Source organism: Blautia hominis (genome assembly GCA_002270465.1).
Lineage (GTDB): Bacteria > Bacillota > Clostridia > Lachnospirales > Lachnospiraceae > Blautia > Blautia hominis.
Genome location: NQOF01000009.1, coordinates 20684 through 37542 on the forward strand (window position 1 = coordinate 20684; position 16859 = coordinate 37542).

Below are 16859 nucleotides of genomic sequence, written 5' to 3' on the forward strand. Positions count from 1 at the left end.
TCTCCCGGTTTTTATCAGTCTCACCGGGAATCGCCAGCCTGTTCAAGGTACCAAAATAACTGTCTAAATATCGTCAAAATTCGCCTTTTTTGCAATTATCAGAATCAATTCCTGCAATTCCCATGGCTACTTTTTCCGGTGTGATGGGCATCTCGGAAACCCTCACCCCTGTGGCGTTGCAGACTGCCGCCGCGATGGCCGGACAGGGGGTGTCGATCACGATCTCACCGATGGATTTGGCGCCGAAAGGATGGCTTCCTTCAAAGCTGCTCTCAAAATCCACACGGATCTTTCCCACATCGAGACGTGTGGGGATCTTGTACTGCATCAGGGAATTGTTCAGCATCTGTCCACGCTGGCTGTACTGGATATCCTCAAAAAGAGCCATGCCGATCCCCTGGGCAATACCGCCCTCTGTCTGCACCCTGGCAAGGTTGGGGTTGATGGGTGTCCCGCAGTCCACGACTGCCACATAATCGATCATTTCCACGGCTCCGGTCTCCCGGTCCACTTCCACTTCTGCCATGCCTACCATAAATGGCGGCGGTGAGATGGGGGAGGAGGCATTTTCCGTTACCTGAAGAGAATTATTGTTACCGAAAGTCCCACGGATACCGATTTCTTCCAGGCTGACCGCGGCACTTCCGTCTTTTCTGCACACTTTGCTGCCGTCAAATTCCGTGTCCTCCCTGGATGTCTCCAGCATTTCAGCGCCCAGGGTCCAGATACGCTCCCTGAGATTTTCACACGCCTTCACCACTGCTTTTCCCGCAAGATATGTGGTTGCCGATGCGTAGGAACCGGAATCATATGGGGATATATCGGTATCCACCCCAAACACTACAATATTGTCAAACTCTGTTCCAAGGGTATCAGCTGCCATCTGGGAGAGCACGGTATCACAGCCGGTCCCCATATCCGTAGCGCCCAGACTCAAGGTGTAGGATCCGTCCTCATTCAGCTTCACAGAGGCACCTCCCACATCCACACACGCGATGGAGGAACCCTGCATAGCCATGGCAACGCCCACGCCGCGGACTTTACCGTTCTCCATCACCCTGCAAGGATATTTTTCATCCCATCCAAGCATCTCTTTGGCTCTTTCCATACAGCGGTCCAGGGCACAGCTTGTCACCTCTGTGCCGCCGTCATAACCGATAAATCTGCCGCCCTCTTTTGTCATATTTTTCTCACGCAGCACAACCGGGTCCATATGCAGCTTTTCCGCCAGCTCGTTCACCGCTGACTCCACCGCAAAAATACCCTGGGTGGCTCCGTATCCTCTGTAAGCTCCGGCTGACATCTGGTTCGTATAGACCACATCGTACACAAAACGGTATGCCTCGGTGTTCCGGTAAAGGGCAATGGATTTGTGCCCGGACAGTCCCACCGTAGTAGGGCCGTGCTCACCGAACGCACCTGTATTTGACAGCGTGTACACATCAATAGCCCGGATGGTGCCTTCCTTATCCGCACCGATACGGACCTTTAATTCCATCTCATGGCGGGGTGAAGAACAGATTTGGGACTCATAGCGTGAAAATATCATCTTTGCCGGCTTCCCTGTCTTCACGGTCACCATCGCAGGATAGACCTCCGCCACTACTGTCTGCTTTGCACCAAAGCCGCCGCCAATACGTGGTTTGATGACACGGACTTTGGACGCTCCGATCCCCAGTGCGCGTCCCAGGATCCTTCTCACATGAAAGGGCACCTGGGTGGAGGACACAATATTCAGCCTTCCGAAATGGTCCATGTAAGTATAGCTGCGGAAGGTCTCCATCATTGCCTGCTGGTTGGCCTTTGTGTGATATGTCCGCTCCACCACACAGTCGCAGTCTGCCAGGATCTGCTCCACATCCCCGGTGCCCTCCTCCGCGTGGGCGCATAGATTCCGTTTATTGTCCGCCCCCACAGGAAAACGTGACTCCCAGTTATCCTCCGGATGGATACAGACTGCATTGTCCTTTGCTTCATGAAAATCCAGGACAGGCTCCAGCACTTTGTATTTCACCTTGATCATTTTCAGCGCACGGTCCACGGCTTTTTCCGTCTCCCCCGCAACAATGGCAGCGGCGTCTCCCACAAAGCGCATTCTCTGGTCCAGGATCAGCCTGTCATAAGGGCTGAATTCCGGGTAAGTCTGCCCAGCCATGGTAAACCTCTCCCCGGGCACATCCTCATATGTGAGAACACAGGCAATCCCCGGAACTTTCATGGCATTGTCAGTCTTAATTTCCTCTATCCACGCATGGGCATGGGGGCTTCGCAGCACCTTCACTATGAGACAGTCCTTCGGTGCCAAGTCATCCGTGTACACCGGCTGACCGGTAACAAGAGCCATGGAATCTTTTTTTCTCACCGGTTTGTTTACATAACTCATCTGTCACTGCCTCCTTCCCTCTGTTCCTTCTTATATTTTAAAAATGCCAGGATACTTCTTGTCTGCCCCATAAACCCGGAACAACGGCAGAGGTTGCCGGACAGGTACTCCCCAATCTCCTCTTCTGTGGGGTCCTGGATCTCCTCCAGCATAGCAAAGACATTCATAAGAAAGCCCGGATTGCAGAATCCGCACTGCTCTGCCCCCTGGTCTGCCAAAAAGGAACCGAACTCCTCCGCTTCTTTCTGCATTCCCTCAAGGGTCACGATCTCACGTCCGTCTGCACGCACTGCCAGCATACTGCAGGACAGTACCGGCTTTTTATCCATCCATACCGTGCACAGACCACAGTTGGCTGTCTCGCATCCCCGTTTCACACTGTAACAGCCCTTCTCCCGCAGAAGGTCCAGAAGCAGCAGATCCGGAGCAGCCTCTGTCTGTACTTTTTTTCCGTTTAGAGTAAATTTAATTTCCATTTCCCATACCTCCTGCTGCCAGCAGCGCCCTTTTTGCCAGAACGCGGACCAGATGAGTCCTGTATTCCTTTGAAGCCCGCATATTGCTTCCTGTGGTTATACTTTTGGCTGCCTTCTCTGCCAGCAGCTCTGCCTGTCTGTTCCACTCCTTTGGACTCATATTTTCATTGTTCACAGGGGTTTCTGCTGCCTCTTTCATAAGGACCGCCCTGCCCGGTCTTGCCCCGATGGAAAGCCGCATACCCTCCTCGTCGAGACATACCGCACAGGCCAGAACAGGGAAATCTGTGCTGGCATTCCTCTGGCTCAAATACACGGATCTCTGTGCGTGTTTCTTAACAATGATATTCACCAGGATATCCCTGTCCGCCTTCCTCTTAGAGAACTCTTCCATGGAGATCCTGCCGCCTCCAAACAGCTCCACATAAGAATCCAGCGCCAAAAACATAGTAAGCACATCCGAAAACCCAAATCTGCCATAAATGCTGCCGCCCACAGTTGCACAATTTCTGAACTGCACCCCCACAATGTGCCGCAGGCTCTCCCGCACTGCTCCGTCCGTATAAGTGTTTATCCCGGCATGTGTCTCCAGAGTCCGCAGGGAGGCCATACAGCCGATCACAAACTCATCCTCTGTCTCTTTCACTGTGTCCAGTCCAAGTCCCGACAGATCAATGGCAGTCCCCACACTTCGGTTCATCATCTTCATCCAGACCATTCCCCCAAGCACGCGGGATGATTTTTTCTGGTTCAGCTCATAGGCTTCTTCCAGACTGTTCACCTTCACATACTCTTTAATCTTAAGCATAATCCATTCCTCTCCGTTTTTGGGCAGCCTGCATGGATTCATATGAATCGCTCAAAAAAACACTGCTGATGCAGTGCTCCCAAAAGTCAACCTATCAATAGCCAAATTATAGAAAGCCTCTTTTCAGCCGTAACCGTTCATACAATCGAACGGCTGCTTTGGACCTTCTTTGAGGAAATTATAACATAGGCTGTTTACGAGGTGCAAGCTGTTTTACCGCTCCCCTGCAAATTCCAGCATTACCGGCAGTGTTTCGCTGCACACGCATATGGAAATCATGAAGCGTCCACAGCTTTGAACAGACAGTCCACTTGTGTTTCGCCGCACACACAAACGAAAATCATGAAGCGTCCATAGCTTTGAACAGACAGTCCACTTGTGTTTCGCCGCGCGCGCAAACGGAAATCATGAAGTGTCCACAGCTTTGAACAGACAGTCCACTTGTGTTTCGCCGCACGCGCAAATGGAAATTATGAAGCGTCCACAGCTTTGAACAGACAGTCCATTTGTGTTTCGCCGCGCGCAAATGGAAATCATGAAATACAGATGACAAATTACTGCTTTTTCTTTATAATGGAATCGTGATGTAAAAGATTGCCGGCAGCCCGCAGAACTTCCGCATAAGAATATCTGCGGTTCTGCCATCATAATAATAGAGACGAAAGGATACTTAAAATCATGAAACAGACAACTGATCTGGGCAGGGACAAGGTGTGGGTGCTGGTCCTCAAACTGGCCGTGCCCTCCATGATCGCCCAGTTCGTCACTGTGCTCTACAGCATCATTGACAGAATGTTCATTGGCAACATTCCCAAGATTGGGGATCTGGCACTGGCGGGCGTGGGAATATGCGGACCTATTGTCACCCTCCTCACCTCCTTTGGAACCCTCATAGGACTGGGCGGCTCTATCCTCATGTCCATGCGCCTTGGTGCCGGGCGGAAGAAACAGGCACAGTCCATACTGGCCCACAGCTTTGCCATGCTGGTGGTCTTCTCCGCTTTGCTGACTTTCCTTTTTCTCCTGACCAAAAAATATCTCCTGCTTTGGTTCGGGGCAAGTGCTGCAACCTTTGTATACGCGGATACCTACCTCACCATATACACCGCAGGAACCTTTTTTGCGCTCATGGCGATCGGGCTGAACTATTTTATCACCTGCCAGGGATTTCCCGGTGTGGGAATGACCACTGTGCTGATAGGGGCTGTCACCAACATGATCCTGGACCCGGTCTTTATCTTTGTCCTGCATATGGATGTGGCAGGCGCGGCCATCGCCACCGTCATTGCACAGTTTGCCTCCTGCGCCTTTGCCTTCTGCTTCCTCATAGGCAAAAAGGTTCCCATCAAGATCACATTACTCAGGAAACCGGCCTGGTCCCCCATGATCATAAAGCGGATCCTGATACTGGGAGTCTCCCCGTTCCTGATCCTGGCCACTGACAGCGTTATCATCATTGTCTTAAATGCCATGCTGCAGAAGTACGGCGGACCCGGCGAGGGCGATACGCTCATCACCTGCGCCACCATTGTGCAGAGTTACATGATGCTTATCACAGGCCCCATGCTGGGAATATCCAGCGGAACACAGGCCATACTCAGCTACAATTACGGTGCCAAGGCTGTGGACAGAGTGAAAAAAGCGGAAAAATATATTCTGCTGCTGTGTCTTTGTTTTACAACCGTGATGTTTGTGCTCTCCAGGGTCGTTCCGGGGTACTTTATCAGGATCTTTACAGATGAACCGTCTCTGGTCTCTCTCTCCACATGGGGAATCGGTGTATTTACAATGCTGATCATTCCCCTCAGCTTCCAGTATGTATTTGTGGATGGATTTACAGCACTTGGGCTTTCCAGAACTGCACTGTTCCTCTCCATGTTCCGAAAAGGGGATTATATGCTCTTTACCATTTTTCTTCCTATCTTTTTCGGAGCCAAAAGTGCGTTTTATGCTCAGCCGATCGCAGATGGGATTGCCTCTGTCATGGCAGTTGCGGCATTCCTCCTCTTTTTTAAAAAACATTTGGAAAAACGGCTCCGCCAATAAGACTTTAGAAAAACTTTCGTTGACATTTTACCGAAATACTTTAAAATATTAGAAAATGGGAAAGGGGATATAAGGAATGAAAGACAAACTGAAATATCTTCTCCTGCTGCTGCTGTCTGTCCTGTGTCTGACTGTGCTTAACGCCTGCGGCAAGGATGACAGCGCCGCAGAGGAAGAGGCTGCACTGGACTCTGTGTCTGCTTCCATGGATGGAACCGTGACGGCCTTTACCGGAAAAGAAATCAGTGTGATCACTTCAGATAATGAAAAACTGACTTTTGATATGACGAAAGCTGAACTTGACTGTAAAAACGGAATTATTCCCGGCAATGAAGTGACGCTGATCTATGTAGGTCCCCTGGATGGGACGGATACCAGCAAGGTGCGGCTTAGAAAGATCATCACAACAGACGATAATGCGGGACTGCTGCCAACAGACGGGACAAAAGTGATTTCCCCCAGCGGGGATGCGGAAGGATTCCATTCCGGCAAGGCCGGATACGATGAGCCGGATTCCGGCACTGAGGTGGAGGAGAAGACAGAGACTGTCACAGTGAAAAGCCCTGTAAATGTAAGAGCAGACGCAGCAAGTCAGGCGGAAGTCCTTGGGGTTCTGCAGGGCGGCGCCACCGTGACACGGACCGGAATCTGCGATAACGGCTGGCACCGGATCGTCTATGAGGGGGAAACAGGGTATGTGTGGGGGGAATATCTCTCAGACTGACTAATACCTTACCCTTTATCACAAATACAGATATAACGCAAGGAACCGGGAAGACCTGTGATCTTCCCGGTTCCTTTTATGTTACTTTACACAGGCCACTGTACCGTGAGGCGTTTTCATGCCGGAAGCATGAAAATCCCGAGGCAGCCAGCGCGATAAGGTGCAGAATGCTCCATATCTGTGCATCGCGAAGCGTGTTACTGGACACGGAGTGTACAGTAACCCTTTTATGTCTGTGCAGAGACAGGCTGCAGATCATACCGTTCTGCCCGAAAAGCTCCGCACATCCGACCGGCTGTACCATCTATTTTCTGCATATCAATCGGTTTATCTGGGCACCCATGTACCCTCCGCCGAAACCATTGTCTATATTTACCACGGAGATTCCCTCCGCGCAGGAATTCAGCATGGTAAGAAGCGCTGACAGGCCGCCGAAGTTGGCCCCATATCCTATGGAGGTGGGCACTGCTATGACCGGCACTTCCACAAGACCTGCAACCACGCCCGCCAGGGCGCCTTCCATTCCGGCCACTGCCACAATGGCGTTGGCATGGCGGAGACGGTCCTGCTGCGAGAGAAGACGGTGAATCCCGGCTACACCTACATCGTAGATACGCTCCACGCTGGCGCCGAAATATTCCGCTGTTCTGGCAGCCTCCTCAGCCACCGGAATATCGGATGTGCCGCCTGTACAGACCGCCACGCATCCCTCTTTCACAGCCCCTTCTTTCTCGATGACAAGTATATGGGAGAGGGGGTCATACTGAACCTGGGGGAGCACTTCTCTCACGGCAAGATACTGGTCCTCCCTGGCCCTGGTGCCCAGAACGCAGCCGTCCTGCTCATAAAAATGCTGGTAAATGCCTACCAGATGGTCTGTGGCCTTGCCGGAGCAGAATACCACTTCCCCAAAACCGGAACGGACTTTGCGGTGGTGGTCCAGCTTGGCATATCCCAGATCCTCATAAGGAAGCTTCTTCAGCATCCCCTCCGCATCCTCCATGGACATCTCTCCGTTTTTCACCTGTTTCAATATTTCCTGTATCTCCATATCGTATCTTTCCTCTTTGTGCTTGATCTGTCCCATATACCCTGCAGGATGTAAGATGTGAACAGTTACTCATTTCCCTGTGACAGTACGGTAATTATAACCGTACACTCCCCTCAAAGATACAGACAACCCCCATGCAGAATCGCTTTGGGCGCTGGGAACTTTGCCTGGCTGCGGAATCCTTTATAAGATTTCAACTCCTGCTTTGCCGCAGGCAGTCAGAGTGGCTTCGTCCCAGATGGAGGACTGTACCTCACCCACATGTATTTTTTTCAGAAGGAGCATACAGACTCTGGACTGGCCGATGCCTCCGCCTATGGTCAGGGGCAGTTCATTATTTAAGAGCATTTTATGGAAAGTCAGTTCTCTTCTCTGGTTGCAACCGGCTTTTTCAAGCTGTTCGCTCAAGGTTTTTGCATCCACACGGATTCCCATGGAAGAGATCTCCATAGCACACTGGAGCGGCTCATGCCAGAACAAAAGGTCGCCGTTTAACTTCCAGTCATCATAGTCCGGCGCACGACCGTCATGTTTTTCCCCTGATCTCAGCAAATCACCGATCTGCATGATGAAAATAGTCTTCTTCTCTTTTGCGTAGGCGTTCTCCCTCTCTTTTGGAGTCAGGTCCGGATACCGATCCTCCAGTTCCTGGGAAGTGATGAAGGATACCTCACGGCACAGCTCTGTGTCCAGATTCTCATAGTGGTATTTCACCTCTTCCAGCGCATTACAGATAGAATTTACGATCCTGGTCACAGTATCCTTCAGGTAATCTATGGTCCTGTCCTCTGCTGTGATGATCTTTTCCCAGTCCCACTGGTCCACGTAAGCGGAATGCAGGTTGTCAAGTTCCTCGTCCCTGCGGATGGCATTCATATCACAGAGGATCCCTTTTCCCACATGGAAATCGTAGCGGTAAAGGGCCATTCGTTTCCATTTTGCCAGGGAATGCACCACCTGGGCGTTCATATTTGCATCCGGGATGTCAAATGTTACAGGGCGCTCCACACCGTTCAGATCATCATTCAGACCGGAAGCCGGATCTACGAAAACCGGCGCTGTCACTCTTTTCAGATTTAAAGCCAAACATAGTTTTTTCTGCATCAGATTCTTGATGATACCAATCGCTTCCTGTGTCTCATAACTGGATAAGCATGAATGATAGTTCTCTGGTATTGTTACTTTTCCCATGTCTCTTTCCTCCCGTTTTATGTTCTATGGAATGTCTTGTTATCGGCGGACTTTTAGCTGCAGACATCTGTCTGTTTTTGGCGGATAACAACTGTTTTTTATTTTATTATAAAAAAGCAGTGTTGTAAATAGTCAATTCCGCTAATCCAGCCGCTTGATCGGCTTTCTGGTAACAGTTCAGACAAGCTGAACCGTTACGCATCCAGCCATTAAAAATCGCTTCGCGATGGGCTGAATGCCTGCTGGCACTACTTCTTCATACGGTCAGCGCAGTAAATGCGCAGACCTGTCTGAACTGATCCGCTTTCTATACGCCACCATGAGGATAACCATAGCGCCCAGCCAGGCGCCTGTCTCCGCAAAATAGATACCTTCCTTTCCTATTAAAAGGGGCAGCAGCAGGGCGATCAGGATTCTCATGACCAGCTCCGCGATCCCGGAGCACATGGGGATGAGCGTGTCACCCATGCCCTGCAGGGCAGATCGGTAGATGTGGAGCAGATAGAGGATGATCAGCGTTGCCCCCATGACCGCCAGATAATTATATGCAATGGTCAGTACCTCTGATGCATTGGATGCCTCTGAGGAGATAAATATTTTCAGAATGCTGTGCCCGAAAAGAAGGAGGACCGCTCCGATGGCCACCGCGATGCCTATGGATATTTTTGCTGAGGCGCGCACACCTTCCTTGATCCTGCCGTATTCCCCCGCGCCCAGATTCTGCCCCACAAAGGAGGATGTGGCATAACCGAAGGAGACTGCTGCCAGCTCCAGAAGTCCGTACAGCTTGTTGGTAGCCGTAAAGCCGGCAACATACAGAAGACCAAATCCATTGATGACATACTGGATGACAATACCGCCGAAACCAATGATCACATTCTGGAACGCCACGGGAATCCCAAGGCCCAGCAGGTGCTTTGCCATATCCCAGTCCCATTTCCAGTCGGTTTTCTCTATGTTCCAAATACCGTATTTTTTCAGCTGCAGAAAGCAGATGGTGCCGGAGCAGACCTGGGCCAGCACAGTTCCCAGTGCAGCACCTTCCACACCCCAGTGGAATACCAGAACAAAGATAAGGTCCAGGATAATATTCACAGCGGACGCACCGATCATGGCACGAAGGGGCGTCCGGCTGTCCCCCATGGCCCGGAGAATTCCGGAACAGATGTTGTAAAGCGCCGTTGCCACAAGTCCGAACATGAGGATCTGCAGGTAGTTGTAGGCCGGCTCCCGAATATTTGACGGTACACGCAGCAGTCCAAGCAGCCGCGACAGATTGCAGATAAAGAGCGCCATGACCAGCAGGGTGATCAGGCTTCCGGTCCACACAGACATAGCCACTGCTTTCTTCAGACGTTTTTCATCTTTTGCCCCAAAACACTGGGAGATCAGCACGGAAAACCCCTGGGCCACGCCTGTGATCCCGCCCATGGCAGTAAAACTCAGCCAGTCCGATGTCCCCAGGGCAGCCAGGGCTTCCACCCCTACTCCCCTGCCTACGATCACACTGTCCATTACGCTATATAGCTGCTGGAATACATTTCCCAGCATGAGGGGAAGGGCAAAGGAAACGATAATACCTGCCGGCTTCCCGCTTGTCATATCTCTTGTCTTTTGTTTCATTTCAATTTCCCCTTGTATAAGTGTTCAGCCTGCCGGACCTGCGCGTCAAAGTGTGGCGTGCAGATTGTCGGAATGGATTTTCAGACACACTAAAGTGCAGCCGTCTGCGCCCCTCTTCCGCTGCGCCCGGTACAAAAAACGCACAGCCTGTAGTGATGTATTATATCACTTTTACAGGCTGTGCGGTAGATATTATTCGCTTCTATTTTCCTAGACGGATCACATTCCAGGATGCTTTTTTCAGTACACTGGTGATAACACCGCCGTCCAGTTTGCTGCGGTCATCCGCATTTACGGGGGCTACTTTTTCCATTCCAAGGCCGTTTACTGCTTTCAGGTCCTCATTTTCCAGAACAATGTGTTCCAGGATCCGGTATCCCTCAAAGCTTCTCACGTCTGATTGAAGCTCCACGTCTTCCTCCAGATTACGGTTCACGGCAAAGATGGTCACCTCATCTGCCTCCTCATGAAAGACAGCTACGGACTCAATGTCAGTGATCTCATCGTGCTTTGCTGTGGCGTGTTTGGTGCTGTTCATAACAGGCAGAAGTGCCTCGCCGCGTCCGTATTTGGAAGCGTGCATAAACGGATAGAAAATGGTCTGTTTCCATGCACCGCCTGCTGCGTCCGTCATGATGGGGGCGATCACATTTACAAGCTGCGCAAGGCATGCCATCTTCACACGGTCCGCGTGCTTGATCAAAGTGATGAGCATCAGGCCTACAAGCAGGGCATCCTCAAAGTTATAGATATCCTCCAGCATAGGCGGTGCCACCTGCCACGGATGGTTCTCTGTGATATCATCATCCGCTGCATTGGAGTGGAACCACACGTTCCATTCGTCAAAGCTCAGATTCATGACTTTTTTGCTGCGTTTTTTGGCTTTCACATAATCACAGGTGGATATGATAGTGCGGATAAAGTCATCCATATCATCAGACTGGGCCAGATAATCATTGCTGTCATTGTCCCTGTTGCCGTAATACTGGTGCATGGAAATGTAATCCACATGATCATATGTATGGGACAGTGTCACTGCCTCCCAGTCCGGGAAGGTAGGCATATCGCGGTTGGAGCTTCCGCAGGATACCAGTTCAATACTGGGGTCAATGAGGCGCATAGCCTTAGCCGTCTCCTCAGCCAGTCGTCCGTACTCTTCCATGGTCTTGTGGCCGATCTGCCACGGGCCGTCCATCTCGTTGCCCAGGCACCACACTTTGATGTTATGCGGGTCTTTTACGCCGTGGCTGACACGCATATCACTGTATTTTGTTCCCGAGGGATGGTTGCAGTATTCCAGCAGATTGCAGGCATCGGAAATCCCTCTTGTGCCCAGGTTCACTGCCATCATCACCTCTGAATTTACCTGTTTTGCCCAGTTTGAAAATTCATTGAGGCCAACCTCATTTTTCTCCAGGCTTCTCCAGGCCAGCTCCAGACGGTGAGGACGGTTGGCAACCGGGCCTACGGAATCTTCCCAGTAAAAATTGGATACAAAGTTTCCGCCCGGATAGCGGATGATCGGCACATCCAGCTCTTTTACAAGCTGTACCACATCCTGACGGAATCCGTCTTTGTCCGCCGCCGGATGTCCCGGCTGATAGATGCCTTCGTACACGGCACGTCCCAGATGCTCAATGAAGGAACCATAAATTCTTTTGTCTACAGGTGCGATACGGAATTCCTTATCCAGCACCATTTTTGCGCGTCTGCTCATAATGAAAAACCTCCGGTCTTCTATACTCTTTTTCTTTTATTATACTAGTTGTATGGTCATATCAACAAGTTGTTGATAACAAAACCGCAAAAGCTTTTCCGCATCCTTCCATGCGTCCGGCTTTTGCGGCAGTCAGGCTTCGGTCCCACATCATCCCTTCACAGCACCGGTTGTAAGACCTTCTATAAAATATCTCTGGAAGCAAAGGAAGATGACAAATATAGGAATGATCGCAAACATGGATCCAGCGATCAGCACATCATAGTTGTTGCCATAAGGTGTGAGCAGTGTATTCAAGCCAATGGGCAGCGTAAATTTGTCAGCATCCCGGAAAATCATCATAGGCCACAGCATATTATTCCATGCCCCCATAGCACAGAGGATCGTCATGGCCGCAAACGCCGGTTTTGTAATGGGAAGCATGATCTTAAAACAAATCCCGTATTCTGTAGCCCCGTCAATCCTTCCTGCATCCAGCAGTTCTTTTGGCAGGCCGATCATATACTGCCGGAAGAAAAACACCGTGGACGCACCGCATATACCGGGCAATATAACACCTGCGGAAGTATTCATCAGTTTCAGATCGATCATTTCCTGATACAGCGGAAGCATAAGGATTTCAAATGGTACCATCATAGTGGCTATTACCAAGAAAAAAAGAACATTTTTCAACTTAAACTCATACATGGAGAGTCCATACGCTACCAGATAACAGATGAGCAGTGTCAGCACCACGGTCACAACCGTCAGTACCAAACTGTTCTTGAACCACATAAAATATTTTTTGGAATCAGCATTCCCGGAAAACAGGTATGTATAATTACTGAGCGTCATAGATGAAAAATCAAGGTTAACGCTGAGGCCTCTCCGGATCAATTCACGCCCGGGCCTGAAAGACGCCAGAACTCCCGCGATCAGGGGAAACACTACGATAAATCCCAATACAGCAAAAAAGGCAGTTGATATCACAGATAGAATCGTATTCTTCTTTTTCATACCCATCTTTCTTTTATCAGAGGAAACTGCACTCATGATCATCTCTCCTCCTTCTTAAATGTGCCATTTAATATTAACTGTACAAAGTTGATGATAAGTGCGATCACCAACAGCACCACACCAACCGCTGCCGCATATCCCATCTGATTTCTCTCAATCCCCCTCTTGTACAAATATCCTACAATAGTAAGACCGATATTTTTCGGTGAGGAGTTTCCGTTCCACAACATGAATGATTCCAGGAACATTGCCAGTCCGGCATATACACTGATCGTCAAAACATAAATTGAGGTGGGTTTTAAAAGAGGCAGTGTCACATAACGGAATTTCTGCCAGGAATTGGCACCGTCAATATCTGCCGACTCATACAGGGCGCCATCAATACCTTTAAGGCCCGACACAAAATAGAGCATATTGACTCCGGTCCACCGCCAGCAGGCCAGGATCAAGAGGGCGATCATACCCGTTGTCCCATTTTTCAGCCAGGCTACAGGGGCTTTTCCCAACAATTCCATCAGCACATTCATTTGTCCAGTGGAATACTCAGAGAACATCAGACGGAACAAAGTACCTGAAATCACTACACTGGTCAAAGCCGGTATGTAAAGAATGGCTTTCCACAGGCCCTTTGCCTTCACCAGACGGCTGTCCATCAGCACAGCAAAAAGCATGGGAAATGGGATCAGCAGAACCAGCGTTCCGATCATGTATGTGGCACTGTTCTTCAGCGCAATATGAAATGCACTGTCACGCAGCAGTTTTGTATAGTTGGAAATGCCTACCCACTCAATCTGTCCCGGTTTTATGGACTCGAAGCTCATCTTAAATGCACTAAACAGCGGATATATCCAGAATATGGCGAAACTCAGAATGAATGGCAATACGAACACCCACGGAGCAGCCTTCTGGGAATAGAAGAATTTCTTAAATTTTTTCATATATTCATCTCCCTCTTGAAAAACTACCCGGAGTGAAACCACTCCGGGCAATTTTCTGTTTCGTTACGATCACCCAGATTTACATCAGTCTATATCCTGCTCCAAATCAACGTAATCCTGCGCATCCTGGATCGCCTCTTTCACATCCATACCATCCTGAAGCACATTGTTCAGGGTAGTTGTGCACATGTAGTCACCTAATGTAAACGTATTTTCATTTACGGTAATAGCTGCGATCTCATCTTTTATCTCATTCAGAACATCGAATGGGTTTGTCTTAAAGAATGCAATGAACTTGTTGCTGGTATCCTGTGTAATGCTTGTATCTTCCCAAACTGCAGTGTTGCAGACATCAAATCCAAGGTTCTCCCAGATTCCCTTACAGCCTTCTTCCGAGCATTTTGCATAGGCGATAAAGTCTGCTGCCAGTTCCGGATCAGAGGACTGGTTGGTCACAACTGTACCTGTACCGCCGATACCAACGGACCGAGGCTGTCCCTCTTCAAATACCGGGCAGGGAGCCATAGCCCATTTGCCGGATTCTTCAGGCATGTAATCCAGGAAACGGCTCATATACCATAAAGCTTTCGGGAAAGAAGCAATGTTGCCGTCCAGAATGTTTTGGAATCCCGCTTCCAGATCAACGTGTCCGTCCGGAGAAACCATAGCCAGTTCATCGTCCAGCCATCCCTGCTGCATGGTAAGCATTTTCTCCATGGATTCCGGGATCACAGCCTTGCCGTCCTTATCCACCTGGTCATCACCGTACTCAGCCATTGCCAGCCACATCCAGTCTGTACCGCCTGTATCGACAGAAGTCATCTTCACCTCGCCGTTTGATGCCTCTTTCAATGTCTCTGCAGCTGCAGTATAGTCATCCCAGGTCTTAATCGTTGTATAGTCAACCCCGTACTGTGATAACAGTTCATCATTATAGAACATAACAGTAGCACCAACATGAGTAGGAGCGCCATAGTAATTGTCATCTTTGGAATAGATATCAAAACGTGACTGCACCAAATCTCCCATATAAGGCTCAAGAGCATCATTCAGCGGATAAAGCTGTACTTCACCCTGCAGGAAGTTGGGGAACTGGCCTCTCTCAATATCGCACAGATCCGGTGCACCTTCCCCTGTCTGAAGCGCCATGATCATCTTGTTGTGCATATCAGCAAATGGATATGTAGTGAAGGTCATTTGAATCTGTCTGTCAGGATTTTCCTCATTCCATTTTTCCAGCATCTGTGCATAGAACGTGTTGTGCAGTTCGACGAAAGACCACATCTCCATCTTTGTTCCTGAATCCGGTCCTACTGTAGTAACTGCTTCCGGCTCTGCTTCACCGTCTTCCCCTTCCGCATCTGCCCCTGCGTCCTGTGTATCCTCTGCGTCTGCGCCGTCTGTCCCCGCAGAACTTGCCTTATCTCCTCCGCATCCGGCCAGGAGACTTGCTGCCATAGCTGTAACCAATAATGCACTGACTAATTTCTTCTTCATACCTTAACCTCCTAAATCTTTTTGCAAATGTTTGAATTACTTTTCATTTTCCAAAAATAAACATAGTAAACAAAAATCCATTCCTATTTTGTACCACTAATGCACTCGCGAGTGTACATATTGCACATTTTTTGTGTGTTTTGTACCGGTTTATGTTCACATTGTATAATACTCATTATATTTTTGTCAATATTTATTTATGTAAAATCAAAATTAGTTTACATTTACTTTTAATACCTCCCTTATATTTTACATTTATCTAAACAATATTTCCGCAGAATAGGAGATTCATTTTAGAAAAGCCCTTATTTATTTCATATTATATTGACTTTTTTAAATTAAAGGATATAATACTTTATATAATTCTAAAATTTAACGTCGTAAAAAAGAGGGCCTTTTTCTTTTAACTTGTATGGTCGTCGATACATCTATTAATTTTTACGCACAAGACTGGAGGAACGCAAATGCTGCACATTAAATCATTAGAAGAAGGACTGAATATTTTCAAAGCCCTTGGCTCTGAGATAAGAGTTGAAATCATCAAGATTCTGCTTAAAAGCGATGGCATGAACATGAACGAGCTTGCTCAACACCTGAAGATCACCAACGGTGCCCTCACCAGCCATATCCGGAAGCTGGAAGAAGCAGGCCTGATCTCTGTCGTAAACGAAACCGCATCCCATGGGAACCAGAAAAAATGCTCGGTGCTCCTGGATAAAATATTGATCGACTTTGAACCGCAGACAGAAAATGCCAACATCTTTAATGCTTCCGTCAAGGTGGGCCATTATTCCGATTTCCAGGTGACTCCCACCTGCGGCCTGGCCTCTGCCACCAATATGATAGGGGAGATGGATGATGTCCGTTATTTCGCCCATCCGGACCATTATGAGGCGGATATTCTCTGGTTCACGCAGGGATATGTTGAGTATATGATTCCCAACTTCATCCCGCCGGCACAGAAGATTGACCAAATTGCCATCTCTATGGAAATCTGCTCGGAAGCACCCAGTTTTAATCCCAACTGGCCCTCCGATATTTCTTTCTATTTGAATGACGTCAAGATCGGTTCCTGGATATCTCCCGGAGATTTCGGGGATGTTCCAGGTACCTTCACACCTACCTGGTGGCTGTCCAGCCTGAATCAATACGGTCTGCTGAAGTTCCTGGTCATCAATGACAAAGGAACCTTCATAGACGGAAAACAAATTTCCGATGTGGGGATCCGCAGCTTCAACCTCACGTCCCAAAGCCTGCTGCGGCTGAAGCTGGCAGTAGAAAAAGATGCAAAGCATGTGGGTGGACTAACTATCTTCGGAAAAAATTTCGGAAATTACAGTCAGGATATTGATGTACAGATTTCCTATAGCGCCATAGAAGGATAAGATCCGAATGTCCGCTGTAATCAA

General features: G+C 49.1%; 13 protein-coding genes. 3 read left to right on the forward strand and 10 right to left on the reverse strand.

Going from position 1 to position 16859, the window contains the following annotated elements; translation table 11 throughout:
- Positions 1–73: 73 nt before the first annotated feature.
- Genes CI595_RS22915 through CI595_RS22925 form a run of 3 tightly spaced genes read right to left on the reverse strand, consistent with a single transcriptional unit; the run spans position 74 to position 3667 of the window.
- Positions 74–2383, reverse strand: coding sequence for a xanthine dehydrogenase family protein molybdopterin-binding subunit (locus CI595_RS22915; protein ID WP_095175943.1), 2310 nt, complete (start codon positions 2381–2383; stop codon positions 74–76).
- Entirely contained in the window at positions 2380–2859 is a 480-nt protein-coding gene (locus CI595_RS22920; RefSeq protein ID WP_095175944.1) for a (2Fe-2S)-binding protein, read from the reverse strand. The genes CI595_RS22915 and CI595_RS22920 overlap by 4 nt, the downstream gene beginning before the upstream one ends.
- Positions 2849–3667 carry an FAD binding domain-containing protein gene (locus CI595_RS22925; RefSeq protein WP_095176058.1) on the reverse strand — a complete coding sequence of 273 codons (819 nt, stop codon included), beginning with the start codon at positions 3665–3667 and terminating at the stop codon, positions 2849–2851. Before CI595_RS22925 ends, CI595_RS22920 begins: the two co-directional genes overlap by 11 nt.
- Positions 3668–4345: 678 nt before the next feature.
- Between CI595_RS22925 and CI595_RS22930 the strand changes: the two genes are divergently transcribed.
- Together CI595_RS22930 and CI595_RS22935 are read left to right on the forward strand one after the other, a co-directional pair.
- Complete coding sequence (locus tag CI595_RS22930) at positions 4346–5713, forward strand: MATE family efflux transporter (protein WP_095175945.1); 1368 nt, start codon at positions 4346–4348, stop codon at positions 5711–5713.
- Between the two features lie 76 nt (positions 5714–5789).
- A complete protein-coding gene (locus CI595_RS22935) occupies positions 5790–6437 on the forward strand; it encodes an SH3 domain-containing protein (RefSeq protein ID WP_095175946.1) in 648 nt (215 codons plus the stop codon).
- A 304-nt stretch (positions 6438–6741) separates the two neighbouring features.
- On the opposite strand, the gene larB is transcribed toward CI595_RS22935, so the two are convergent.
- The 7 genes from larB to CI595_RS22975 all read right to left on the reverse strand — a co-directional run bounded on the left by larB (position 6742) and on the right by CI595_RS22975 (position 15450).
- Complete coding sequence (gene larB, locus CI595_RS22945) at positions 6742–7488, reverse strand: nickel pincer cofactor biosynthesis protein LarB (protein ID WP_095176059.1); 747 nt, start codon at positions 7486–7488, stop codon at positions 6742–6744.
- A gap of 183 nt (positions 7489–7671) precedes the next feature.
- Positions 7672–8679: an aspartate--ammonia ligase gene (gene asnA / locus CI595_RS22950; protein WP_095175948.1), complete on the reverse strand. Its 1008-nt coding sequence runs from the start codon at positions 8677–8679 to the stop codon at positions 7672–7674.
- A 264-nt stretch (positions 8680–8943) separates the two neighbouring features.
- A complete protein-coding gene (locus CI595_RS22955; protein WP_095175949.1) occupies positions 8944–10302 on the reverse strand; it encodes an MATE family efflux transporter in 1359 nt (452 codons plus the stop codon).
- A 202-nt stretch (positions 10303–10504) separates the two neighbouring features.
- Positions 10505–12019, reverse strand: a complete 1515-nt coding sequence (gene arfA, locus CI595_RS22960; RefSeq protein WP_095175950.1) for an arabinosylfuranosidase ArfA — start codon at positions 12017–12019, stop codon at positions 10505–10507.
- A 150-nt stretch (positions 12020–12169) separates the two neighbouring features.
- A complete protein-coding gene (locus CI595_RS22965) occupies positions 12170–13057 on the reverse strand; it encodes a carbohydrate ABC transporter permease (RefSeq protein ID WP_330397477.1) in 888 nt (295 codons plus the stop codon).
- Complete coding sequence (locus CI595_RS22970; protein WP_095175951.1) at positions 13054–13953, reverse strand: carbohydrate ABC transporter permease; 900 nt, start codon at positions 13951–13953, stop codon at positions 13054–13056. Before CI595_RS22970 ends, CI595_RS22965 begins: the two co-directional genes overlap by 4 nt.
- An 84-nt stretch (positions 13954–14037) precedes the next feature.
- Positions 14038–15450, reverse strand: coding sequence for an ABC transporter substrate-binding protein (locus CI595_RS22975; RefSeq protein ID WP_095175952.1), 1413 nt, complete (start codon positions 15448–15450; stop codon positions 14038–14040).
- A gap of 464 nt (positions 15451–15914) precedes the next feature.
- On the opposite strand from CI595_RS22975, the gene CI595_RS22980 reads away from it, so the two are divergent.
- The gene (locus tag CI595_RS22980) at positions 15915–16835 is read left to right on the forward strand and encodes an ArsR/SmtB family transcription factor (protein WP_065543311.1); all 921 of its coding nucleotides are present in this window, start codon (positions 15915–15917) and stop codon (positions 16833–16835) included.
- Positions 16836–16859: the final 24 nt, after the last annotated feature.